Raw genomic sequence first — 22,255 nt, 5'->3', positions numbered from 1 at the left:
TCTCCGACGAAAACGCCGGTTGATCTTCTACGGTAAGTGATGAAAATAGTAATGCAAATGTTTTCATAAAATCCCCGAAATGGTGGTTTAGGTGTCTGATAAATATAATGAAAAAGTGGATATTGTGGCTGTTGCAAAGGCTGCGCGCGTGTCGCCATCGACCGTGTCACGCAGTTTCAATCATCCCAGCCTTGTCAGCCCAGCTACCCGCAAACGCATCACCCGTGCGGTGGAAAAGCTGGGCTATATCCGCAATCGCGCAGCGCAGTCGATGCACGGACGGCGTAACGCGACCATCGGTTTGATCGTACCCACCATTGATCACGCAATCTTTGCCGAGGTGATTCAATCCTTTTCCGATTCTATCGACCGGGCGGGTTTCACCCTGCTCATCGCGTCGCATTCCTATGACCTTGATCGTGAATATGCGATGATGCGCAAACTGATGGAGCATCGCGTCGATGGCATTGCTCTTGTTGGGTTGGAACACTCAGATGCCAGCCTGCGACTTTTGGAGCACCATCGCACCCCGGCGATGGCGCTTTGGAACTACGCTGCCGATTCAGCCTTGCCCTGTGTCGGGGCAGACAACCACGAGGCGGGGCGCAGTGCTGCTGATCATCTTCTCAGCCTTGGTCATCGGGATATCGGGTTGGTTTTCCCCCGCCCCGAGGGCAATGACCGTGCAAGTGCCCGGCTCTCTGGCGCGCGTGACCGGCTCTTGGCGGCCGGCGTGCCGCTGATTGCGGATTGGCAATGGGAGGCACCCTATAGCATTGCGCAGGCCAAGCAGGTGGCGCAGGATCTCTTGCGCCGCGCCCATCGTCCCACTGCGCTTTTGTGTGGCAATGACGTGATTGCCCAAGGGGTGATCTATGGCGCGCAAAGCTGTGGCTTGCGGGTTCCCGAAGATCTCTCGGTGATCGGAATCGGCGATTTCAAAGGCTCAAGCGAGATGGAGCCGGGCCTGACCACCATCCGTATTCCCGCCCGCAGCATCGGCGAAATTGCAGGCGAGCGGTTCACAGACCTGATCACCGGAGCAAGCGAAGATCACTTCCGCATCCGTTGTCCGCTGGAATGCATCGTGCGCGGCACGTCGCGCGCGGTTCACTCGATGGGTGACTGAAACACGAATTCCACGCCGGTCATTGGCCAGCAGCCTCTGTTGAACTCGATTGCCGTTCCATCCGGGGCGCGGTTAATGGCGGTGACATATTGCACCGGGGTGTTTTCGTTCAGACACAGGATTTCGGCCTCATCGGGTTGCGCGAACCCACCGCTTACGCGGGTTTCGGCGCGGCGAAACCAAGGGATGCCTGCCGCTTTGTAAACCGCGCTGACCGATTGGCCGATTTGGTAGATCTTCTCAAACTCCGGGAAGCGGTGTGCGGGTAATTCCTTGCGCGTGAAATAGATCGGCGCGCCGTCCAGAAGGCGCATCCGGTGCAACACGATCACCCGATCGGTTGGTTCCAGATCAAAGAGACGCGCGGCCTCGGGGCTGGGGCAGGCGCGTTCCAATCGGAGGGTGCGCGATGTCACCTCGGCGTCGCAATCAATCAGCGAGTCGGCAAAGCGCATATCGTTGCGGATCACAAAGGCGCGTGGCACCTGTCGTACGAAAATGCCTACACCCTTACGCGCCTGCAATTTGCCCTCGCTTTGCAAGAGCGCCAGAGCGCGGCGCATGGTGACACGGTTAACCTGAAACATATCGGCCAACTGGACCTCACCGGGCAGGCGGCTGCCGGGGGTCACGACAGCCCCCTCAATCGCTTGAGCCAGACGATCATAGATTTGCAGCCAGATTGGGCGTGTGGATCGGGCATCATAGGCCGTGCACGCAAGCGCCGCGAGTCCGGCCTCGGCGCGTGAGAGATCAGACAGGTCAGCCACGGGCTAACACCTTTCTACCTTGGACGAACACCGTCTCGATCCTACGTGTGTCCGGGTTTACCACAAGGATATCCGCTCGTTTGCCAACGTCCAATGTGCCGCGGTCCCGCAGCCCGACAGCCTCAGCAGGATTGGCCGAGACCAAGGCCCAAGCCTGCGCAAGTGGCAGAACATCAGCATCGTGCAGCCGCCAAACGGCATGAAATGGTGCGGGATAATAATAGTCAGACGCCAGTACCGTGCAAAGACCTGCCCGGACCGCCTCTGTCGCACAGAGTGCGCCATTGTGACTTTCGCCGCGCAGCGCGTTGGGCCCGCCCAGGATCACTGGCTCATCTGCGATGCGCGCCTCTTGCGCCGCCTCTTGGGTCATCGGGAATTCAGCCAATGTCACGCCGCGCGCGCGTCCCGTGCGACGATCCTCTTGCGTCATATCATCATGCGACAGCACCGGGCGGCCCAGTCGGACGGCCTCTGCGCATATCCGATCTATCGCTTCGGGCACCTCATCCCGACGGGCGAGAACCGCCGCAATCGCAGCCTTGGCATCGGTGGGCGCAAGGCCCATGCGCACCGCCATCCGCTTGAGTTTGGCACTCTCCTCGCTCAGCTTGTGATTGGCGCTTGTGTGATCATTGAGCGATAGGATGTCGCCCGACCGCCGTGCCAACCAACCCAGAACTTCGTCTATATGGTCGAGTGCAAAAGTCTCCCACCGGATATTCAGCCGAGTGTCGCAGTCGAGCGTCGGCGCGACGCGCTCCAGCGCCGATAGGAGGGCGCGCGTGATCTCTATGTCACGCAATCCCGGCTCCCACGACACCGTCAGCCCGTGATAGGCGGTTGTGATGCCGTTGGAGATGAGCTGCGCATCCGCCTCGCGATAGGCAAGATCGTAGGGAAAATGCACCCCCGGACGCGGCTGAACCAGGGCCTCGAACCCATCGCCGTGCAGGTCAATGATACCGGGCAGGATCAACCGGCCGGCTGCGTTGTAGGATTCGGCCTCTGGTGCCGGTTCTTGCGTGATCCGACCGTTGGTCACATGCAGGGGCTGCGCCGCAAAAGTTCCGCCCAAGAGCATCTGACCGCCGGTGAGTGTCCAGTTATTCGTCATGTCGTCGCAAATCTCCATGTCACGAAAGTGTCAACCGAATCCCGTATGCCTCGGTTGTGTGACGATCCTGTATACACAGCAACCCTGATTTGCCCCGAACCCACCGGAGACCTCTCATGATCCGTTCCCTGCTCGCCGCTGCTGCGGTATCCCTTGCCAGCACTTTGCCTGCCTTTGCAGAGCCGCTGAAATTCGCCGTGACTGACATTGAGGGGCTCGAAGCCCTGCAACAGGAGTTTGGTGCGTTCGAGGCAAAACTCGAAGAGATGACAGGACAGGAAATCGAGCTTTTCCCGGTCAGTTCGCGCACTGCGGCCGTAGAAGCGCTCAATCAGGAACAGGTGGATCTGGTTCTAACTGGCCCGGCTGAATATGTCGTCATCAAGGAGTTGACGGATGCACAGATCGTAACCGCATGGCAGCGCCCGAATTACTTTGCGCAGATCGTCACCCTTTCGGACGGGCCGATCAAATCGGTGCAGGACCTCAAGGATAAGGTCGTGACCTTTGGGTCTGTCGGTTCGACATCGCAGCACCTTGGGCCTGCGCAGGTTCTGGCTGATTTCGGTCTTGTGTATAACAAGGATTACCAGCCACAGATCATTTCCCGTAACACGGCGATCGAGGCGCTGATCCGGGGGGATGTTGCGGCGGTCGGCATGAACGAAAGCCACCTTGGTCGCATTCGCGAAGCCTTTCCAGATGTGTCCTTTACCGTCGTCGCCCGTGGTCGAGATCTGCCCAATGATATTCTTGTTGCACGGTCTGGCATCGACGCGGACGCTGTTGCCGCCGTCAAGTCAGCGTTTGTGGACCACGCAGAAGAGTTGATGTCGGCGATCCTGACCGGAGAGGACAACCAGAAATTCAAGGGTGGGTTCTTTCTGACCAATGTGCAGGACAGCGACTATGACTATGTCCGCTCGATGTATGGCACCATTGGCGTGGATACCAAATCCTTTGTCGGAAACTGACAGGGCTTCATTCCACAAGGCCGGGGTGTGTGCCCACGACCTTACGCACTCCGGAGACTGATGATGCAGGTTCTAGAGCGGACCACGACAAGCGCGCCCGAGGGTCGTGCGGCTGATGTCGCACCGCTGATCGTCGCGCGTGGCTTGACCAAGGCCTATGACACGCGCGCAACCGTGCTTCAGGGAATTGATCTCGAAATCCAAGAGGGCGAGCGTGTCGCCCTGATCGGTGCCAACGGTTCGGGGAAATCCACCCTCCTCAAGAGCTTGATTGGGCTGCATTCGATTTCTGATGGTACGCTTAGCTGTTTTGGTCACCCGGTCGGCCGAGAGGCAGGGCGCGCTCAGCGATTGCGCATGCGGCGTCAGACCGGCTTTGTTTTTCAGAAACATTGCCTCGTGCGACGCCGCTCTGTGCTGTCGAATGTGATCCATGGCCTGTTCGGCGAGCCGGGAAGTTGGCGCGCTTTTTCTCATAGCCTTGCGCCGCTCGAGTGGCGCAACCGCGCCATGCAGGCGCTTGCAGATGTCGATCTAGAGCATAAGGCGTTGCACCGTGCGGATGCCCTCTCAGGTGGACAGCAACAGCGTGTCGCCATCGCCCGCGCGATTGTGCGCAGACCGCGGCTGCTGATTGCCGATGAACCCGCAGCCAGCCTTGATCCGCTGTCCGGCCACAACGTGATGGAGCTTTTTACCCATCTGTGCCGCACGCAGGGCATTACGTTGATTTATACCTCGCATGATATGGCGCATGCCATGGATTATGCCGACCGGATTGTCGCGCTAAAGCGCGGAAAGGTATTCTTTGACCGACCTGTGACCAAGGTTGCGCCTGCTGATCTCAAGGACACGTTCGATGATTGATCGCCGGGCTCAGGCCCCTGACAGGTTTCGACGGTTTTCAACGCTGAACTTTGTCTTGATCGTCGCACTTGCGGCGATCCTCCTTGCCTCCATGGGGCAAGTCGCCCCCTCGCCCAAGCAGCTGGCTGACGGGTTGCCCGGTATGGCAAACTTGGTCGGTCGGATGCTGCCACCCAACACAGAACCGGATTTTCTGGCGCGTATCGCGGTGAGGATGATCGAAACCTTTCAGATTGCCTTGGTCGGCGCAGCCATCGGTATTGTCCTCAGCCTGCCTATTGCGTGGTGCGCAGCGCGGGGTGTGTCCCCGCTCGGGCGCGGCAATGTTTTGGTCAAGGCGGCTATCTCGTTTTTGCGCACGGTGCCTGATCTGGTCTGGGCGCTAATCTTCGTGGCTTCGATCGGGCTTGGGGCTGTGGCGGGCACGATGACCATCATGGTCGATACCATCGGGTTTTGCGGGCGTTTCTTTGCCGAGGCGATGGAGGATGCCGAGAAGGAGCCGCAAGAGGCGCTCGCGGCCATCGGTGCAAACAGACCGTCGATCCTGATCGGGGCCATCCTGCCCGATATCATGCCGTCACTGATCAATTCCTCGCTGTTTGCATTGGAAAAGGCGGTCCGTTCTTCCGTCGTGTTGGGGCTGGTCGGGGCAGGGGGCATTGGTCAGGAACTCAAGGTTGCCTTTGATCTTTTTCAGTATCGCAATGCCTCGATGATCATTCTGGCGATCTTTGTGATTGTTCTGCTGATGGAAGTTTGCACAGACAAATTGCGCGCCCGCCTGCAGTGATCGCCCCCAGAAGACGGGTGTGAGGCCTCAAATTGTCTTCTATGGTCAAGGCCAACCGCGACGATTCGCCGGGCATGGTGTCCGCGACTCCACCTGTCGACCGGAACCTTTAATCGGCAGGAGCCGTCATGACCGCCTTTCCCCGTCTCCAATCCCGCCTTGCAGACCTACGCACCCGTATGGAAGCTACGGGGACTGATCTTGTGGCACTTGGACCGTCGAGCCATATGGCATGGCTCTCGGGCGTGCATCCGCATGGCGACGAGCGGCCCGTGATGCTGTTGGTCACGCGCGATTATGCCGGGTTTCTCATGCCCTCACTCAATGCCGCCTCAGCGCGGCAATCAACGGATTTACCATTTCATTTGTGGCGGGATGACGAAGGTCCGCATGCGGCCCTGCAAGACATGCTGAGCGCCTGTCAGGCAAACCGCCCGGGCCTATCGGTCGTGCTCGATGAAACCATGCGTACGGATTTTTCGCTGTTGCTGCTGGATCATCTTCAGGCCCCGAACCGACGTTTTACCGACGATACAGTCGGTGCGCTGCGAGCCTGCAAAGACGCCGCAGAATTCGACGCGATCAAGGCTGCGCACCTGCTCAATGATCGGGCGGTTGAGGCCGCTTTTGATGCGCTCCGCTTGGGCATGACCGAGCGCGAGTTGGTTCAGATTATTCAGGATTTCTATGGGGCGAATGGCGCGACGCTGGAATTCTGCTCGGTCTGCTTTGGCCCATCGGGGTCCTTTCCGCACCATACGCCCGGCGCGACGCGGTTGGAGCGCGACATGCCCGTGTTGCTCGATACGGGCTGCCGTCTCAATGGGTATCCATCTGATATGACGCGATGCGGCTATTTTGGAACGCCCGATGCCACCTATACTGAAGTATTCGCGGTGGTGGATCAGGCTGTGCGCGCCGCTCTCGCTGCGGCGCGCCCCGGCGCATTGGCGCGTGACGTCGACAAGGCGGCGCGCGATGTGATCACCGCCGCTGGATATGGCGACCGTTTCTTGCACCGCACTGGTCACGGGCTTGGCATCGATATCCACGAGCCGCCCTACATTACCGCAACGTCTGAGACGCCGCTGTCGGTTGGCAATGTCTTTTCCATCGAGCCGGGCATCTATCTCGAGGGTCGCTTTGGGCTGCGGCTTGAGGAAATCGTGATCCTGCGGCCCCAAGGTCCAGAGGTGTTTTCCAACATGCCGCGTGATTTGATCGTGCGTCCATTGGTTGGGTGATCAAGCAGAAACATCCTATGCGTGTGGAGCAATATAGGTCCGCTTCGGTGACAAAAAATTTTCCAGATGGAAGAATTTTTGTTGCAATGCTTTTCCATTTCGTCTGATGTGGGCCTCACGAAAGCCTTCTGACCCAAGGATGCCGATGACTCATACACCTGCCGGCGCGCCGCTCGCCTTGGGGCGCCGCATAAGAAAACGCCGGCAGCTCATGTCGATGACCTTGCAGGATCTCAGCAACGGATGTGGAGTATCTGTGAGCTATCTTAGCCAAATCGAGCGCGATAATGCGGTGCCCACCTTGGGCACCCTAGCCGAGATTGCGGCGGCGCTCGATGTCAGCATCGACCACTTTATCGCGACCCCGCGACAGGCAGATAGCGTGACACGCGCAGAGACGCGCCCGCAGTTTTCAATTTCGGGCACCTCGATCATCTACGAACAGATCGGCGCCGAATTTCCGGGGCATGAGCTCACATCGTTTATCCTCAATGTCCCGCCCGGCTACGAATCTGAAACCGTGCAACATTCCGGCGAAGAGTTGATTTTCGTGCTCGATGGTGAGGTGCTGCAAGTGGTGAACGGTCAACAGTTTCTACTGCGGACCGGCGATAGTATGCATTACCTCGGTCAGCATCCGCATTCTTGGTCCAACGTTAGCGAACGTTGGGCGCGCCTGCTATGGACAGGCAAGATGCTGCATGGGGCAACCCCTTCTTCCTATGTGCCGCGCACAGGCGCGGAGACCCAACAACCTGACATCCCCTGAACGACGCCACAGCATGTCGCGCAGGTATCAGCCGGGTTAACCGGCGCACCTTTCCAAATCCAACAAGGAGAATAACCCGTGAAACACCTACTGCTCTGCGCTTCGGCACTGGCGCTGACCGCCACGATGTCTGAGGCCAAAACATTTGTTTACTGCTCCGAAGCCTCGCCCGAGGGTTTTGATCCCGCCCCCTTTACTGCGGGTGGCACCTTTGATGCCTCTGCGCATCCAATCTACAACCGCCTGACTGAATTCAAGAAGGGTACGACCGAGGTCGAACCAGGCCTCGCGACAAGCTGGGATGTGTCCGAGGATGGCACCGAATACACGTTTCATCTGCGCGAGGGTGTCAAATGGCACTCCAACGACAACTTCACGCCAAGCCGCGATTTTAACGCCGATGACGTGATCTTTTCCTACGAGCGTCAGGGTTCGGCCGATCATCCGTGGCACCAGTATATCGCCGGTGTGACCTATGAATACTACACCTCGATGGCGATGCCCGAGCTGATCAAATCCATCGAAAAGATCGACGACTACACGGTCAAGTTCACCCTGAACCAGCCCGAGGCCCCGTTCCTTGCCAATATCGCCATGCCCTTTGCCTCGATCGTGTCCAAGGAATATGCCGATACGCTGGATGCGGCAGGCACCAAAGAAGATCTCAACAACCTGCCCATCGGCACCGGCCCGTTCAAGTTCTTGGCCTATCAAAAGGACGCGGTGATCCGCTACACCAAGAATGCCGACTATTGGGGCGATGGGGCAATCATTGACGATCTGGTCTTTGCCATCACCCCCGATGCGGCCGTGCGCCTGCAAAAACTGAAGGCGGGCGAATGCCACCTGATGCCCTATCCGGCCCCTGCTGACATTGAGACGATCAAAGCTGATCCCAACCTCAAACTTGATGAGCAGGCCGGTCTGAACGTGGGCTATCTGGCCTATAACACCACTGTCGCGCCGTTTGACAACGCCCGCGTCCGCAAGGCGCTGAACATGGCGATCAACAAGGACGCCATCGTTGAGGCTGTGTTCCAAGGGGCTGCCGCACCCGCCAAGAACCCGATCCCGCCAACCATGTGGTCCTATAACGAGTCGATCGTCGATGATCCCTATGATCCCGAGGCCTCTAAGAAGATGCTGGAGGAAGAGGGCGTGACTGACCTCTCGATGAAAATCTGGGCCATGCCGGTACAGCGCCCCTATATGCCCAATGCCCGTCGCTCGGCAGAACTGATGCAGGAAGACCTCTCCAAGGTCGGCGTCACGGTCGAGATCGTGTCCTACGAGTGGGGTGAGTATCTGCAAAAGTCGATGGAAGCAGGCCGTGACGGCGCGGTGATGCTGGGCTGGACCGGGGACAATGGTGATCCCGACAACTTCCTGTCGGTGCTCTTGTCCTGCGATTCTGCTGGTGAAGGCGGTGCCAACCGTGCCTTCTGGTGCAACGAGGATTTTTCCAAGCTGCTGAAGGATGCCAAAATCACTGCGGACCCGGCAGAGCGGACCGCGCTGTACGAACAGGCGCAAGTGATCTTCAAGGATCAGGCCCCTTGGTTCACCATCGCGCATTCCACCCAGTACGTGCCGATGTCGAACAAGGTTTCGGGGTTTGTGATGAGCCCCTTGGGCGACTTCACCTTTGAGACTGTCGATATTGCCGAATAACCAGATCGCCTTGGTATGAAACCGGACGCGCGGGGGCACAGCCCTCGCGCGTTTTCAAAGGAAAGCGGCGCATGATCCGATTTATCCTGTCCAAACTGCTCTACTTGGTCCCGACCTTTATCGGGATCACGATCATTGCCTTCAGCTTTGTGCGTATCCTGCCCGGTGATCCGGTGCTGCTGATGGCCGGAGAGCGTGGCGTTACCCCGGAACGGCATGCCGAACTCAGCGCACAACTGGGCTATGACCAGCCTATTGTGCTTCAGTATTTCGATTTTCTCGGGCGCCTTTTGCAGGGCGATATGGGCAATTCGCTTGTGACCAAGAAGCCCGTGCTGGACGAATTCCTCACCCTCTTTCCCGCGACCGTGGAATTGGGTCTTTGCGCCATCATCATCGCCACGGTTATTGGCGTCACCGTCGGCGTGTTTGCCGCCATCCGTCGCGGTAGTTGGTTTGATCAGATTTCCATGACGCTTGCCCTTGTGGGCTTTTCCATGCCGATCTTTTGGTGGGGGTTGCTGCTTATCATCTTTTTCTCGGGCATTCTGGGTTGGACGCCGGTGTCGGGGCGTATCAGCCTGCTTTATTATTTCCCCAATGTGACGGGCTTCATGTTGATCGACAGCCTGCTCTCGGGGCAAAAGGGGGCGTTCACCTCGGCGCTGAGCCATCTCATCCTGCCCTCTTTGGTATTGGCCACGATCCCGCTTGCGGTTATCGCCCGCCAGACCCGGTCTGCCATGCTCGAAGTGATGGGCGAGGATTATGTTCGCACCGCCCGGGCAAAGGGCATGCCACAATACCGCGTCATCGGCATTCACGCGCTGCGCAACGCCATGGTGCCGGTGGTCACGACTATCGGCCTGCAAATCGGCGTGCTGATGGCGGGTGCAATCCTGACGGAAACTATCTTTTCGTGGCCCGGTATCGGCAAATGGATGATCGATTCCATTTCCCGGCGCGACTATCCCGTCGTGCAGTCTGGCCTTCTGCTCATCGCGGCGCTGGTGATGATCGTCAACCTGTTGGTTGATCTGACCTATGGCCTCATCAACCCGAGGATTCGTGTGAAATGAGCGATACATCCAACCTTGCTGCCCCGGTAAAGCTGTCCGACGCCGCGATCCGCCGCCGTATGCTGGCCGAATTCTGGTTCTACTTCAGCCAGAACCGGGGCGCTGTGATCGGTCTGGTTGTCTTCGTGCTGCTGGTCCTAACAGCGGTCTTTGCCGGAATTATCGCCCCGCACGACCCGACCACGCAATACCGCGAAGCGTTGCTTGTGCCCCCCGTCTGGGCCGAAGGCGGCAGTGCGCAATTCCTGCTGGGCACGGATGCGGTTGGGCGCGATATGCTTTCGCGTCTGATCTTTGGGGCGCAGTATTCGCTCTTTATCGGCATTGTCGTGGTCTCTATCGCGCTTGTGGGCGGGATCATCATTGGGCTCTTGGCCGGGTTTTTTGGCGGTTGGATCGACAATGTCATCATGCGGATGATGGATGTGATCCTTGCCTTTCCGTCGCTTCTCTTGGCGCTTGTGCTGGTGGCGGTGCTTGGGCCGGGGCTGACCAATGCGATGATCGCGATTGCCATTGTCTATCAGCCGCATTTCGCCCGCCTGACCCGCGCTGCCGTGATGACCGAGATGAAGCGCGAATATGTCACTGCTGCTCGCGTGGCGGGGGCGGGCAACCTGCGCCTGATGTTCAAGACGATCCTGCCCAATTGCCTTGGGCCGTTGATCGTGCAGGCCACGCTGTCGTTTTCCTCGGCGGTGCTCGATTCCGCCGCTTTGGGCTTTCTCGGCATGGGTGCACAGCCACCTGCACCCGAATGGGGGACCATGCTGGCAGAGGCGCGCGAATTCATATTGCGCGCGTGGTGGGTTGTTACCTTTCCCGGCCTTGCCATTCTGGTTTCGGTGCTGGCCATCAACTTGATGGGCGACGGGCTGCGCGATGCGCTTGACCCCAAGCTGAAGCGGAGTTGACGATATGGCACTTCTGAACATCAAGAACCTGACCGTCAAATTCGCCACCGCCACCGGTAGCTTTACCGCCGTGGACGGGATCGACGTGCATGTCGACCGAGGTGAGGTATTGGCCATCGTGGGTGAGAGCGGCTCTGGCAAATCGGTGTCGATGCTGGCGGTTATGGGTCTCTTGCCTGATACCGCCACCATCACCGCTGATGAGATGACCTATGACGGGCGCGACATCTCGAACCTCTCTGCGTCGGAGCGCCGCCACCTGATTGGCCGCGAGATTACCATGATTTTCCAAGAACCGGTGGCGTCGCTCAACCCCTCGTTCACCGTGGGCTTTCAGATTGAAGAGGTGCTGCGTCTCAACCTTGGGCTCTCGCGGGACGATGCCCGCGCCCGTGCGCTTGATCTCTTTCGGGCCGTCGGCATCCCCGAGCCCGAGACCAAGATCAATGCCTATCCGCATCAGATGTCAGGCGGCCAATGCCAGCGGGTGATGATCGCCATCGCTATTGCGTCGAACCCGCGCCTTTTGATCGCGGATGAACCGACAACAGCCCTTGATGTGACCATCCAGAAACAGATCCTCGATCTGTTGATGAAACTGCAAGAGGATTACGGCATGGCGCTGATCCTGATCACCCATGACATGGGCGTCGTGGCCGAAACCGCCGACCGGGTGGTGGTGCAATATCAGGGGAAAAAGATGGAAGAGGCTGACGTCCTTTCGCTCTTCGAGGCACCGCAGCACCCCTATACTCGCGCTCTGCTTTCGGCCCTGCCCGAGAATGCAACCGGCGACCGGCTGCCCACTGTCTCTGACTTCTTCGCGCAGGAGGCAGCACGATGACCGCTGACGCCCACTCTCCCGTTGTCGAAGGTCGGGGCATTGTTCAGGACTACGCAGTGCCGGGCAGCCTTTTTGCCCGTGCGGGCAAGGTGCGCGCGCTCAATGGCATCGACTTTGCTGTCGAGAAGGGCAAGACACTGGCCATCGTTGGTGAAAGCGGTTCTGGCAAGTCTACCCTCGCGCGGATTATCGCGCTGATTGATGCCCCCTCGAGCGGCGAATTGCGGATTGACGATCACCCCGTTGATATTGCCCGTAAACGCCCCAGCCCGGCCCTGCGTTCCAAGGTGCAGATGGTGTTTCAGAACCCCTACGGTAGCCTCAATCCCCGCCAGAAAATCGGCAATGTGCTGATGGAACCACTGGTGATCAACACCGATATGCCCGCATCCGAGCGCCGCGACCGCGCCGAGGCGATGATCAAGAAGGTCGGCTTGCAGCCCGAGCATTTTAACCGCTATCCGCATATGTTTTCGGGTGGGCAGCGGCAGCGTATCGCGATTGCGCGCGCGCTCATGCTCAATCCTTCGCTGCTGGTGCTTGATGAACCGGTGTCGGCGCTCGATCTCTCGGTGCAAGCACAGGTGCTCAACCTTTTGGCGGATTTGCAGGAAGAGTTTGAGTTGACTTACGTCTTTGTCAGCCACGATCTTTCGGTTGTGCGATACATTGCTGACGATGTGATGGTGATCTCAAAAGGTGAGGCGGTCGAGCAGGGCAGCCGAGAGGCGCTTTTTGCCGATCCGCAGCACCCCTATACCCGTGCCTTGTTCGCCGCGACACCTATCACCGATGTCGCGGCTATCCGCGCGCGTGTCGCGCGGCGTCAGGCCGCAAGGCAGGGTTAAACGGCCTCGGGTTCCGTCATTTCCTTGGCGCGTGTGCGCAACAGGAATTTCTGGATCTTGCCGGTCGACGTGCGTGGTATTTCTGTAAAGACGAACCGCCCCGGCACCTTGTAGGGTGCCAGATGATCGCGGCACCACGCCCGCAGGGTTTCCGCATCCGCCGCCTGCCCGTCAGCCAGTTCGACAAAGGCGCAAGGGGTTTCGCCCCATTTCTCATGCGGCATGGCGACAACGGCTGTCACAGCCACCGCCGGGTGCCGATAGAGCGCCTCTTCGACCTCGATAGACGATATATTCTCGCCCCCTGAAATGATCACATCCTTGGAGCGGTCCTTGAGCTGGATGTATCCGTCCGGGTGCCGCACGCCGAGATCGCCGGAATGAAACCAGCCCCCCGCAAAGGCCTCTTGCGTGGCCTTGGGATTGCGGAAATAGCCCTTCATCACGACATTGCCGCGAAACATGACCTCGCCCATGGTCGTGCCGTCGCGGGGCACAGGGTTCATGGTCTCCGGGTCCAGAACATCGAGCCCCTCAAGTGCCAGATAGCGCACCCCCTGACGTGATTTCAGGCGGGCTTGCTCTGAGGCGGGCAACGTCGACCAACTGTCATGCCAGTCATTCACCACGGCAGGCCCATAGGTTTCTGTCAGCCCATAAAGATGGGTCACGTCAAAACCAGCATCCTTCATATCCGCCAATAGCTTTTCAGGCGGTGGTGCCGCAGCGGTAAAGAATTGCACCGTGTGATCCAAAGGACGTTTAACCGTCTCGGGGGCAGAGATCATAAGCGACATCACAATCGGCGCGCCGCAGAGATGTGTTACCCGCTCTTGCGCAAGCGCCTCCCAGATTGGTTCTGCCCGCACTTGGCGAAGGCAAATGTGTGTGCCGATGATGGCAGAGAGCGTCCAGGGGAAACACCAGCCATTGCAGTGAAACATCGGCAGGGTCCAGAGATAGACCGCATGCTTGGCCATCGACGTCGTCAGGGCATTGCCCTGCGCCAAAAGATACGCCCCGCGGTGATGTGACACCACTCCCTTGGGGTCGCCGGTGGTGCCGGATGTGTAATTGATGGAAATCGCGTCCCATTCATCCTCTGGCATCAGCCAGTCGAACGATGGATCGCCCGCTGACAGGAACGCTTCGTAATCTTGTGCTGTGGCTGCGATTTCTGGCCCGCTGAATTCGGGATCGTCATATTGGATCAGGAGTGGGGTGACTTTGACGAGCGCTAGGGCCTCTTGCATCAGCGGCATGAATTCGCGGTCCACGATCACCACCCGCGCCATCGCGTGATCAAGTTGAAACGCGATGATCCCGGCATCGAGCCGCGTGTTGATCGAATGCAGCACCGCGCCGCACATCGGCACGCCGTAATGACATTCCAGCATCGCGGGTGTGTTTGCCAGCATCACCGAGACAGTATCACCGCGCCCCAATCCATGCACGCTCAGCGCCGAGGCCAATTGGCGTGAACGGTTATAGAAGGCCGCATAGCTGCGCCGCAGGGGCCCATGCACAATCGCGGTATGATCCGGGAACACGGTCGCCGCACGCTCCAGAAAACTGAGTGGCGTCAAGGGTTGGTGGTTTGCGGGGTTGCGGTCGAGATCAGAGTTATAGGGGTTCGGTGTCATGGGTCAGGCATCCTGCCATTGGGGCGCGCGTTTCTCGATAAAGGCACCGATGCCCTCTTGGGCGTCGTGCGCCAGCATATTGTCCACCATCACGGCAGAGGCATAGGCATAGGCATCTGAAAGGGTCATCTCGCGCTGTGCGTAAAAGGCGCGCTTGCCGGTCGCGAGGGTCATGCTTGATTTCGACGCGATCTTGCGGGCCATGGCCATCGTAGCGGACTGCAAGTCCTCAGGGGAAACCGCATGGTTGATGAGGCCCATTTCCGCCGCCCGCGGTGCCGGGATCATATCGCCGGTGAGCAACAGTTCCATCGCATGTTTGCCCGCCACATTGCGCGACAAGGCCACCATCGGTGTCGAGCAGAAAAGGCCGATATGCACACCGGGCGTGCTGAATTGGGCGGTTTCCGCCGCAACCGCCAGATCGCAGCTTGCGACCAACTGACATCCCGCAGCGGTGGCGATGCCTGTCACCTCGGCAATCACCGGCTTGGGGCAAGTGACGATGGATTGCATCACGCCGGAACAAAGTGCCATCACCGTGGTGAAATAGGCGCGCCCCCGGTCAGGGTTGGCGCGCCCAGCCGTCATTTCCTTGAGATCGTGGCCCGCGCAGAACGCGGGCCCGTTTGCCGCCAAAATGATGACCCGCACCGCAGGATCATTCCCGGCCTCTCGAAAGACCCGACCCAGTTCCGCCAGCATCGCCTCGGACAGCGCATTGCGCCGTCCCACGTCATTGAGCGTCAGGCGCAGGATACCTGCGCCGTCGAGGTCACAAAGAAGGATGTCGCTTTTCTGCATGGGGTCTCGTCCTTTCAGAGGTCAGAGAATGTTGATCTCCACGCTTTCGGCGAGCGTGTTGGCGATAAAGCAGTAGCGGTGCGCGCGGTCCTGCATTTCGGCCAAGTGCGTGTCATCCACAGTAAAGCCGGTGTCGAACCGAACCACCGGATGCAAATCAATGCGCGTGACCGACATCAGTCCCTTGGGATTCTTGCCCAGATGGGCCACGGCATAGTCATGATAGCTCGCGACTGGCCAGCCGGCCTTGGCCGCGAGCGCCAGAAAGGTCATCATGTGGCAACTGGACAGCGCCGAGGCGAGCGCCTGTTCAGGATTGGTGTGGGCGGGATCGCCGCCCCAATCCGGGGCGGCATCCACTTGCACATCATGGTGGTTGTTGAACTGCACGGTATGGGCGTTGGAATATTTGCCGGTGTGCAGCACAGGTTCGGCGCGCTGCCAATGCAGCTCGATTGCGAGGTCAGACATCTATCAGGTCTCGTTTTGGTTGGGCGCGCTTAGGCAGCGGCAATTTTCTTGTTGGGGTCGTAGAAGGGCCGTTCCACCATCACGGCACGCACTGGCCCTTGGCTGGTCACGATCTCGACCTCGGCACCGATGTTGGCATGCTCTGCCGCGACCATGGCCAGTGCGATATTGCGCTCCAGACGCGGCGAATAGACGGCTGATGTGACCTTGCCCACCTGCACACCCGCGACATTTATCGCCCAGAAAGTGGTGTTCGGCCCCTTGAGCGGTGCGCCGTCAATGATCAGGCCGATCTGTTTGCGGCTCGGCCCTTGCGCCTTGATATGACGCAGCGCGGCCTTGCCGATGAATTCGGCCTCAATATCGACGTTGACCAGACGGTCCAGCCCCAACTCATAGGGGTTGGTTTTGATGTCGGCATCAGCATGATAGGAAAGCATCCCGCCCTCGATCCGGCGGATAGAAGAGGTGTGACCGGGCTTGAGGCCAAACGGCATACCTGCCGCCATGATCCGCTCCCACAGAGCATCGCCATGGGCGCTGTCCCGCAGGTAAATCTCGTAGCCCAACTCGCTTGACCAGCCGGTGCGCGACACAAGCAGGGGAATGCCATCCAGTTCAAGCTCACGCAGCCAGTAGTATTTCAACTCCATGATGCTCTCGCCAAAAAGCTCTTGCATGATCAGGCCCGATTTCGGCCCCTGCAATTGCAGCGGCGACACATCAGGTTCGCCAATGGTGACGTCCATACCGGAATGTACCGCCACGCCCTGCGCCCACAGAAGAATGTCGCTATCTGCCAGCGAAATCCAAAAGTGATTTTCGGCCAGACGCAGCAGGATCGGATCGTTGAGAATGCCACCTTCCGCATTGGTGATCAGGATGTATTTGCACTGGCCTACCGCCATCTTGGACAGGTCGCGCGGGGTGAGCATTTGCACGAAGCGCGCGGCGTCCGGTCCCGTGATTTCGACCTGACGCTCAACCGCCACATCGCAGAGGATGGCATCATTCACCAGGTTCCAGAAATTCTGTTCGGGATCACCGAAATCGCGGGGGATATACATATGATTGTAAACCGAAAATCCCTTGGCGCCCCACCGCACGGTGGCGTCGAAATAAGGGGATTTGCGGATCTGGGTGCCGAAGCCGAAGTCGTCTGCTTGCATCATGGTTTTCGCCCTTGCTGTCCCGTCGCGCCACAAGCGGCGGACTGTCTGAAACTGGCGATCTTCTAGGGCCATTCAGTGCTGCAATTTGGTCTGAAAAAACGATCCGCGCAGGCTGAACAGCCTGATTTTTGGGCGGGTATGGACTGCGCAGTCGTAACGATCACTTGCCGTCTTTGGCCGTGAGAATCGCGAGGTTCGGCTGACCGGATTTGACCCGTCGCGTGGCGATATAGGTCATGTAACGGTCGATGCCCAACTCAGCGGCAAGCATGGCCTCCATCACGGTCTGGAACCGCGCAAGGCTGGGGCAGATGACCCGCATCACATAATCCATTCCGCCGCCGGTCGCGATGCATTCTGTGATTTCGTTCCGGCCACGCACGAACCCCTCGAACCGATCGAAATCCACTTTGCGGTGATGCGTGAGCGAGACGGTCACGACCACTTCGGTGAAATCACAGATCTTTTCGAGAACAATGTCAGCGTGATAACCACGGATAAATCCAGCCGCTTTGAGCCTGTCCAGCCGTGCCCAACAGGGTGTCGGAGAGATGTTGGCAATTTCGGCCAGCCGTGTCTTGCTCAGGGGGCCATGCTGTTGGACGGCATTGAGAATGCGGATATCCGTTGCATCAAGCCCAAGCCGTTTCATCCCATTAAAACCCCTTGCCACCGGGTTGCCATTGGTCATCGCGCCGCGCTGCGCAAGCCCTGTAGAGTGTATCGCGCATATCCGCGCCCCGTCGTCCTATTGCAACATCTTTTGCTCAAAAAACGACGGTGATCGTCGTGGGCCAACCAAGTCTTGGCGAGAGATCGTTGAATATGGGGTGGTTTCCTTGCTAGAGGTCTAGGGCGAGCGGCCCAAACCAAGGCGGAGAAAGTCATGAGCGGATTACTGGCTTTGTTCGACGATGTGGCTGCCATCGCCAAGCTGGCTGCGACGCAACTCGATGATGTTGCGGCGCAGGCGAGCAAGGCAGGGACCAAGGCCGCAGGTGTGATCATCGACGATGCCGCTGTCACACCGAAATATGCAACTGGTCTGCCTGCCGCGCGGGAATTGCCTATTGTCTGGAAAATCGCGCGGGCCTCGTTTTTCAACAAGCTGGTGATCCTGCTGCCCGCAGCGCTTTTGTTGAATGCGTTTCTGCCGTGGATGTTGACGCCGCTTTTGATGATTGGCGGTGCCTATCTTTGTTTCGAAGGGGGCGAGAAGGTTTGGCATCTGATCGTGCCACACAAGGACCATGGCCCGCAGGAGGCCAAAACCCTTGAGGCCGCGCATCTTGAAGAACAGCGTGTCAAAGGGGCGATCAAAACCGATTTCATCCTGTCCGCAGAGATCATGACCATCGCCTTGTCACAGATCGACATTGGTACCTTTTGGATACAGGCTGCTGCCTTGGCCTTGGTGGCCATCGGCATCACCGTCTTGGTTTATGGGGCCGTGGCTTTGCTTGTGAAGGCCGATGATGTCGGCCTGCATCTCAGCACGACCGGGCACTTTGCCCCAACACGCGCGTTAGGGCGTGGAATTGTCCGGTCTATGCCGGGTGTGTTGGCGGGAATCGGGGCTATCGGTACGGTTGCGATGCTGTGGGTCGGGGGGAGCATTCTTGTGCACGGTTTGCATGACCTTGGCTGGCATCTGCCCTATGAGCAGATCAAATATGCCGCGACATGGGCGGCAGAGGCGGTCGGGGCGATGCCCGGCTTTGTCACTTGGGGTGTGACGGCGGGGCTGGACGGAATAGTCGGGTTAGCGGCTGGCCTTGCCCTGATCCCGGTGGTCACGCGCGCCATTGTTCCGGTGTCCGGCTGGCTCTTTCCTGAGAAGTTGTGATTTCGTTCCGTGGCTATCAACGGCAGAGCGATGGCTATTCCTATCTTGCAAGGTGTTCAAAACTCCGTCTCTTGTGGGATCACCCGCTTCCTTCTAGCTTCGCGTAAATTTCCTTGGCGACACGGTGGCAACCTTTGAAAAGTGACTCGGCAAAGACGACGCAATCCGGGTTGCGTGCCGCGCTCTTGCAGCGCGGTTTTGCCGTATCCGATGCCTTGTGGACCCGCCTTTTGGGTGGGCGCACCAATCAGAGTTGGAAGGTCGAGGCCGGGGGCCTCTCCCTCGTTGTCAAACTTTTTGGGAAGGGTTCTGACAATCCCTTGTTCCCCAATGATGCAAGCGCTGAGGTGGCCAGTCTTCGGTATCTGGACAGTCTGAACCTTGCCCCAAGATGGTTGGATGACTTTGCCTTGGCTGAGGGACATTGTGTGATCTACGACCATTTTCCTGGCCAAACCTGGCAGACGGGCGTGGCAGAGATTGCCACGCTTTTGCACCGGGTTCACGGCATGGGCGGGCCTATGCATCTGCGCGCGGTACCTGATGGGAGTGACGCTCTTCTACGTCAAACAGAAGATATCCTGTCCCGCTGTTTCCCGGGCAAAGCCAAATCTTTTATGAGCCTTCGTCCCTCTGGTGTGATTGCGCCTTTGGGTCGCTCCTGTTTTCTGCATGGCGATCCGGTGCCTGGAAATATCGTGGGACATCCGGGTGACTGGCGATTGATAGACTGGCAATGTCCGGCATATGGCGATCCGTGTGAGGATATCGCCCTGTTTCTGTCCCCCGCGATGCAAATGGCCTATCGCGGCACCTCATTATCAGAGAGCGAACGCCAGAGGTTTCTCGCGGCCTATCCAGAGCAGGGGATCATCCGGCGTTATCAGGCGCTAGCGGCCTTCTATCACTGGCGCATGGCCGCCTATTGTCTCTGGCTCGATTCGCGTGGTGATGCCGCTGCTGCCGAAGGTGCAGAGGCGGAAATCGCTGCAATGAGCACGGCACTTTCCTGAAATTGCACAAAAATTAATCTTGCCGTTGCAACTATATCTCTTACGGGCGAGATTAGGCGCATGGCGAAATTTCAGGTTCCATTGAGCCTTGAGCTATGGCATAAGCAACCCTAAGTCCTTTTGGGATGTCATGGTCCATAATGGATAGGAGAATAAAATGAACAAGATTACGACTTTTGTCGCCGCTGCCGCTCTGGCTGTTTCTGCTGCTGCTCCTGTGCTTGCAGAAGAGGCCAAAACGAATGCTGATCCGTTTGTCTCGACACAAGGTGCGGGCGCTGGTCTGGGTCTGGGTATTACCACCGGCACAGCGGTTGCTGTGGTCGCGGGCGCAGTCATCGTGGGTGCAGTTGCTGCATCGGGCGGCGACGGTTCGTCCTCCACGACGACCACAAACTAAGATCATTCCAGCTTTTCTGGCTGGTTGTGAGACACGTAATACAGAAAACGGGCATAAGTGCCCGTTTTTTGCTGTTTTAAGGATAGGATGATGGCAGGGCCAAAAGCTCGTCCAGCTGTCTGCCAATCCAGCCGCGCGGGATGAAATGGCCGCGGTTATGCACATCAAGCAGAACGCGACCTTCGGTGCAGTCCTCCCACGCGATGCGCTGAAAGCTTAAAATCTCTGTCACGCTCCAGTCTCCGCGCTCCTCACCCGGTTCGGCACATCCCAGCCTGTCCCGCCAGAGTTTGACCGGCCATGTGCTCTCGCCGTTGGGGCCAAACGGAAAGTCCATGACGGTATCAGCGGTCCCATGCACGTGGCGAATCTCTTGCGGGGCTTGGTGACAGGTTTCTGATTGCCGAAGTGTTCCTGATATCGCCAGCAGGGCAGCAACGCGGTTGCCGTTCTCGCACACGTAGCGCCAAGCCATTGCAGACCCGAAGGAATAGCCAGAAACAAAGAGACGCTCGCGGTCTATCGGATAACGCAGGGCGGCATCCTCGATCACGGCAGTGGCAAAGGCGACGTCATCCGTTTGGGACGTCCAGAAATCCCATGTTTTGCCCTCGCCATTGGGGGCCAGTAACAGCACGCCTCGGCGTCGGGTGGCCCCTGCGACGCGGGGATGTTTCACCACGACCGTGCCTTGCCGCATCCAGCCGTGAAAATGCAAAACTACTGGCAGTGGTGTCTTGCCGTCCCACCCATCCGGCTCGAGCACATGATATGATCGATCCCCAAGCATACAGGGTACCTCGGCATGACATTGGCCAATTGCGCCCTCGGTTGCGACTGCCAGATCAGCCCAGAACATACACAGGATCACCACCAAATAGCGCATACTACGCCTGCTCATACCTTGCGGTCAGCCTAACCACCGTGCCTGAGATGTCATCTCACAAAGGTGTCAGAATGAGCCCCGGTTCCAACGCACCGGGGCCCTATAGGTTAGATCAGCGCAAAGATACGGGCAGGCCCGCCAGAGCCGCCCCGATGTTTGGGCGCGCCGATAACGATGGTCGCGCCAGAGGCGGGCACCTTGTCGAGATTGGCCAGACATTCGATGCCGAACCGGCCCGTCGGCAACCAAGCGTAATGCGCGGCGAAATCGGCGGAAGGGCCGTGGTCGAGTGACAGCGTATCGCTGGCAATCGAGCGGGCACCGGTTTCCTCGATCAGCATTTGCGCCGCCTCGATGTGAAAGCCGGGATAGTGCTGTTTCTCGCCGTCAAAACCGCGAAACGCCTCTGTGCCAGTCTTGGAACCCCAGCCGGAATGGAGTGCGACGCAGGCCCCGTCAGGGATTGGGCCATGGGCGGCAATCCAAGCCTTGAGGTCATCGGGGGTCAGCATTGTATCGGCATCCTGTGCGGCGCGGGCAGCGATATCCACGACACAGAGCGGCGCAACCAGATCACCCACAGCGATTTCATCCACTGATGCGCCATCCGCAGAGAAATGCAGCGGCGCATCCACATGGGTGCCGGTGTGTTCGTTGACCGTCAGCGTCATCAGGTTAAAGCCGTTTTCGGCAAAGTTAAAATTCTGCTCGGTCGAAATGCCGGGTGCGCCGAAATAGGTGGGGAAATCGGCGTCATAGGTATGGGTCAGGTCCTCGACCTTGGCGTGGCCATGCGCCAGAGCAGGCGTGCCGCCGAGAGGCGAGAAGGCGGCCGCCGCCCCGGCCCCCGCTGCGGCGGTGAAAAAGCTGCGGCGCGACAGCATCCTGTCCTTGACCGCGTTGATGATGCAGGCGTCACACATGGCATGTCCTTTCGGGTTTTGGCGCATATGGGGTGCAGCCTAGCATGATTCTGCGCTATGCAAGGGGCGGCTTTGGTC

Annotated in this window: 23 protein-coding genes; 14 read left to right on the top strand and 9 right to left on the bottom strand. The window is 58.7% G+C overall.

All coding sequences use genetic code 11. From position 1 onward, the window contains the following. The first annotated feature begins 91 nt into the window (after positions 1–91). Positions 92–1,129, top strand: a complete 1,038-nt coding sequence (locus tag RAK1035_RS03680) for a LacI family DNA-binding transcriptional regulator (protein WP_008279577.1) — start codon at positions 92–94, stop codon at positions 1,127–1,129. Here the strand turns inward: RAK1035_RS03680 and RAK1035_RS03675 are convergent. After that, the gene (locus RAK1035_RS03675) at positions 1,111–1,899 is read right to left on the bottom strand and encodes a GntR family transcriptional regulator (protein WP_008279576.1); all 789 of its coding nucleotides are present in this window, start codon (positions 1,897–1,899) and stop codon (positions 1,111–1,113) included. The two genes, RAK1035_RS03680 and RAK1035_RS03675, sit on opposite strands and share 19 nt — an antisense overlap. After that, positions 1,892–3,016: an alpha-D-ribose 1-methylphosphonate 5-triphosphate diphosphatase gene (locus RAK1035_RS03670; protein ID WP_037297005.1), complete on the bottom strand. Its 1,125-nt coding sequence runs from the start codon at positions 3,014–3,016 to the stop codon at positions 1,892–1,894. The genes RAK1035_RS03675 and RAK1035_RS03670 overlap by 8 nt, the downstream gene beginning before the upstream one ends. A 116-nt stretch (positions 3,017–3,132) precedes the next feature. Between RAK1035_RS03670 and RAK1035_RS03665 the strand changes: the two genes are divergently transcribed. The 10 genes from RAK1035_RS03665 to RAK1035_RS03620 all read left to right on the top strand — a co-directional run bounded on the left by RAK1035_RS03665 (position 3,133) and on the right by RAK1035_RS03620 (position 13,019). Then, a complete protein-coding gene (locus RAK1035_RS03665; protein WP_008279574.1) occupies positions 3,133–3,990 on the top strand; it encodes a PhnD/SsuA/transferrin family substrate-binding protein in 858 nt (285 codons plus the stop codon). Between the two features lie 60 nt (positions 3,991–4,050). Then, positions 4,051–4,857, top strand: a complete 807-nt coding sequence (locus tag RAK1035_RS03660; protein WP_008279573.1) for a phosphonate ABC transporter ATP-binding protein — start codon at positions 4,051–4,053, stop codon at positions 4,855–4,857. Beyond that, positions 4,850–5,650 (top strand): phosphonate ABC transporter, permease protein PhnE, encoded by an 801-nt coding sequence (gene phnE / locus RAK1035_RS03655; RefSeq protein ID WP_008279572.1) that lies wholly within the window; start codon positions 4,850–4,852, stop codon positions 5,648–5,650. The genes RAK1035_RS03660 and phnE overlap by 8 nt, the downstream gene beginning before the upstream one ends. Positions 5,651–5,778: 128 nt before the next feature. After that, positions 5,779–6,894: a M24 family metallopeptidase gene (locus RAK1035_RS03650; protein WP_037296825.1), complete on the top strand. Its 1,116-nt coding sequence runs from the start codon at positions 5,779–5,781 to the stop codon at positions 6,892–6,894. A 139-nt stretch (positions 6,895–7,033) separates the two neighbouring features. Beyond that, positions 7,034–7,663 (top strand): helix-turn-helix domain-containing protein, encoded by a 630-nt coding sequence (locus tag RAK1035_RS03645; protein WP_008279569.1) that lies wholly within the window; start codon positions 7,034–7,036, stop codon positions 7,661–7,663. A 126-nt stretch (positions 7,664–7,789) separates the two neighbouring features. Next, complete coding sequence (locus tag RAK1035_RS03640; RefSeq protein ID WP_085976967.1) at positions 7,790–9,334, top strand: ABC transporter substrate-binding protein; 1,545 nt, start codon at positions 7,790–7,792, stop codon at positions 9,332–9,334. A 71-nt stretch (positions 9,335–9,405) separates the two neighbouring features. Continuing rightward, positions 9,406–10,413 (top strand): ABC transporter permease subunit, encoded by a 1,008-nt coding sequence (locus RAK1035_RS03635; protein ID WP_008279567.1) that lies wholly within the window; start codon positions 9,406–9,408, stop codon positions 10,411–10,413. Continuing rightward, positions 10,410–11,327 (top strand): ABC transporter permease subunit, encoded by a 918-nt coding sequence (locus tag RAK1035_RS03630; protein WP_008279566.1) that lies wholly within the window; start codon positions 10,410–10,412, stop codon positions 11,325–11,327. The genes RAK1035_RS03635 and RAK1035_RS03630 overlap by 4 nt, the downstream gene beginning before the upstream one ends. A 4-nt stretch (positions 11,328–11,331) precedes the next feature. After that, entirely contained in the window at positions 11,332–12,171 is an 840-nt protein-coding gene (locus RAK1035_RS03625; protein ID WP_008279565.1) for an ABC transporter ATP-binding protein, read from the top strand. Continuing rightward, on the top strand, positions 12,168–13,019 hold the full coding sequence (locus RAK1035_RS03620; protein WP_008279564.1) for an ATP-binding cassette domain-containing protein: 852 nt from the start codon (positions 12,168–12,170) through the stop codon (positions 13,017–13,019). Before RAK1035_RS03625 ends, RAK1035_RS03620 begins: the two co-directional genes overlap by 4 nt. Here RAK1035_RS03620 and RAK1035_RS03615 read toward each other — a convergent pair. The 5 genes from RAK1035_RS03615 to RAK1035_RS03595 all read right to left on the bottom strand — a co-directional run bounded on the left by RAK1035_RS03615 (position 13,016) and on the right by RAK1035_RS03595 (position 17,761). Beyond that, positions 13,016–14,662: an acyl-CoA synthetase gene (locus tag RAK1035_RS03615; RefSeq protein ID WP_008279563.1), complete on the bottom strand. Its 1,647-nt coding sequence runs from the start codon at positions 14,660–14,662 to the stop codon at positions 13,016–13,018. The two genes, RAK1035_RS03620 and RAK1035_RS03615, sit on opposite strands and share 4 nt — an antisense overlap. Before the next feature lie 3 nt (positions 14,663–14,665). Then, positions 14,666–15,466 carry an enoyl-CoA hydratase gene (locus RAK1035_RS03610; RefSeq protein ID WP_008279562.1) on the bottom strand — a complete coding sequence of 267 codons (801 nt, stop codon included), beginning with the start codon at positions 15,464–15,466 and terminating at the stop codon, positions 14,666–14,668. A 21-nt stretch (positions 15,467–15,487) separates the two neighbouring features. After that, complete coding sequence (locus RAK1035_RS03605) at positions 15,488–15,937, bottom strand: OsmC family protein (protein ID WP_008279561.1); 450 nt, start codon at positions 15,935–15,937, stop codon at positions 15,488–15,490. Positions 15,938–15,966: 29 nt separating this feature from the next. Next, positions 15,967–17,109: a glycine cleavage T C-terminal barrel domain-containing protein gene (locus RAK1035_RS03600; RefSeq protein ID WP_037296816.1), complete on the bottom strand. Its 1,143-nt coding sequence runs from the start codon at positions 17,107–17,109 to the stop codon at positions 15,967–15,969. A 160-nt stretch (positions 17,110–17,269) separates the two neighbouring features. After that, positions 17,270–17,761, bottom strand: coding sequence for an Lrp/AsnC family transcriptional regulator (locus RAK1035_RS03595; RefSeq protein WP_037296997.1), 492 nt, complete (start codon positions 17,759–17,761; stop codon positions 17,270–17,272). Positions 17,762–17,995: 234 nt separating this feature from the next. On the opposite strand from RAK1035_RS03595, the gene RAK1035_RS03590 reads away from it, so the two are divergent. The 3 genes from RAK1035_RS03590 (at position 17,996) to RAK1035_RS03580 (ending at position 20,368) form a co-directional block, all read left to right on the top strand. Next, positions 17,996–18,955 carry a DUF808 domain-containing protein gene (locus tag RAK1035_RS03590; RefSeq protein WP_008279558.1) on the top strand — a complete coding sequence of 320 codons (960 nt, stop codon included), beginning with the start codon at positions 17,996–17,998 and terminating at the stop codon, positions 18,953–18,955. 134 nt (positions 18,956–19,089) lie between these two features. Beyond that, positions 19,090–19,968: a phosphotransferase gene (locus tag RAK1035_RS03585; RefSeq protein WP_008279557.1), complete on the top strand. Its 879-nt coding sequence runs from the start codon at positions 19,090–19,092 to the stop codon at positions 19,966–19,968. A gap of 157 nt (positions 19,969–20,125) precedes the next feature. Further along, entirely contained in the window at positions 20,126–20,368 is a 243-nt protein-coding gene (locus tag RAK1035_RS03580; RefSeq protein ID WP_008279556.1) for a hypothetical protein, read from the top strand. A gap of 76 nt (positions 20,369–20,444) precedes the next feature. On the opposite strand, the gene RAK1035_RS03575 is transcribed toward RAK1035_RS03580, so the two are convergent. Next, a complete protein-coding gene (locus RAK1035_RS03575; RefSeq protein ID WP_008279555.1) occupies positions 20,445–21,254 on the bottom strand; it encodes an alpha/beta hydrolase family esterase in 810 nt (269 codons plus the stop codon). A 107-nt stretch (positions 21,255–21,361) separates the two neighbouring features. After that, positions 21,362–22,177 carry a cyclase family protein gene (locus RAK1035_RS03570; RefSeq protein WP_037296814.1) on the bottom strand — a complete coding sequence of 272 codons (816 nt, stop codon included), beginning with the start codon at positions 22,175–22,177 and terminating at the stop codon, positions 21,362–21,364. Positions 22,178–22,255: the final 78 nt, after the last annotated feature.

This window comes from Roseovarius sp. AK1035 (genome assembly GCF_003288315.1).
In the GTDB taxonomy this organism is placed as follows: Bacteria; Pseudomonadota; Alphaproteobacteria; order Rhodobacterales; family Rhodobacteraceae; genus Roseovarius; species Roseovarius mucosus_A.
The sequence above is the reverse complement of the archived record's forward strand: the minus strand, read 5'-3'. Positions and strand labels throughout refer to the sequence as shown.

What these genes read in the sequence shown, in the direction of transcription:
- RAK1035_RS03595 (WP_037296997.1), bottom strand. Translation starts at nt 17,761, where the DNA reads ATGAAACGGCTTGGGCTTGATGCAACGGATATCCGCATTCTCAATGCC.
- RAK1035_RS03635 (WP_008279567.1), top strand. Translation starts at nt 9,406, where the DNA reads ATGATCCGATTTATCCTGTCCAAACTGCTCTACTTGGTCCCGACCTTT.
- RAK1035_RS03645 (WP_008279569.1), top strand. Translation starts at nt 7,034, where the DNA reads ATGCCGATGACTCATACACCTGCCGGCGCGCCGCTCGCCTTGGGGCGC.
- RAK1035_RS03620 (WP_008279564.1), top strand. Translation starts at nt 12,168, where the DNA reads ATGACCGCTGACGCCCACTCTCCCGTTGTCGAAGGTCGGGGCATTGTT.
- RAK1035_RS03665 (WP_008279574.1), top strand. Translation starts at nt 3,133, where the DNA reads ATGATCCGTTCCCTGCTCGCCGCTGCTGCGGTATCCCTTGCCAGCACT.
- RAK1035_RS03605 (WP_008279561.1), bottom strand. Translation starts at nt 15,937, where the DNA reads ATGTCTGACCTCGCAATCGAGCTGCATTGGCAGCGCGCCGAACCTGTG.
- RAK1035_RS03580 (WP_008279556.1), top strand. Translation starts at nt 20,126, where the DNA reads ATGAACAAGATTACGACTTTTGTCGCCGCTGCCGCTCTGGCTGTTTCT.
- RAK1035_RS03625 (WP_008279565.1), top strand. Translation starts at nt 11,332, where the DNA reads ATGGCACTTCTGAACATCAAGAACCTGACCGTCAAATTCGCCACCGCC.
- RAK1035_RS03590 (WP_008279558.1), top strand. Translation starts at nt 17,996, where the DNA reads ATGAGCGGATTACTGGCTTTGTTCGACGATGTGGCTGCCATCGCCAAG.
- RAK1035_RS03670 (WP_037297005.1), bottom strand. Translation starts at nt 3,016, where the DNA reads ATGACGAATAACTGGACACTCACCGGCGGTCAGATGCTCTTGGGCGGA.
- RAK1035_RS03640 (WP_085976967.1), top strand. Translation starts at nt 7,790, where the DNA reads ATGTCTGAGGCCAAAACATTTGTTTACTGCTCCGAAGCCTCGCCCGAG.
- RAK1035_RS03575 (WP_008279555.1), bottom strand. Translation starts at nt 21,254, where the DNA reads ATGCGCTATTTGGTGGTGATCCTGTGTATGTTCTGGGCTGATCTGGCA.
- RAK1035_RS03610 (WP_008279562.1), bottom strand. Translation starts at nt 15,466, where the DNA reads ATGCAGAAAAGCGACATCCTTCTTTGTGACCTCGACGGCGCAGGTATC.
- RAK1035_RS03630 (WP_008279566.1), top strand. Translation starts at nt 10,410, where the DNA reads ATGAGCGATACATCCAACCTTGCTGCCCCGGTAAAGCTGTCCGACGCC.
- RAK1035_RS03570 (WP_037296814.1), bottom strand. Translation starts at nt 22,177, where the DNA reads ATGTGTGACGCCTGCATCATCAACGCGGTCAAGGACAGGATGCTGTCG.
- RAK1035_RS03650 (WP_037296825.1), top strand. Translation starts at nt 5,779, where the DNA reads ATGACCGCCTTTCCCCGTCTCCAATCCCGCCTTGCAGACCTACGCACC.
- phnE (WP_008279572.1), top strand. Translation starts at nt 4,850, where the DNA reads ATGATTGATCGCCGGGCTCAGGCCCCTGACAGGTTTCGACGGTTTTCA.
- RAK1035_RS03600 (WP_037296816.1), bottom strand. Translation starts at nt 17,109, where the DNA reads ATGATGCAAGCAGACGACTTCGGCTTCGGCACCCAGATCCGCAAATCC.
- RAK1035_RS03660 (WP_008279573.1), top strand. Translation starts at nt 4,051, where the DNA reads ATGATGCAGGTTCTAGAGCGGACCACGACAAGCGCGCCCGAGGGTCGT.
- RAK1035_RS03615 (WP_008279563.1), bottom strand. Translation starts at nt 14,662, where the DNA reads ATGACACCGAACCCCTATAACTCTGATCTCGACCGCAACCCCGCAAAC.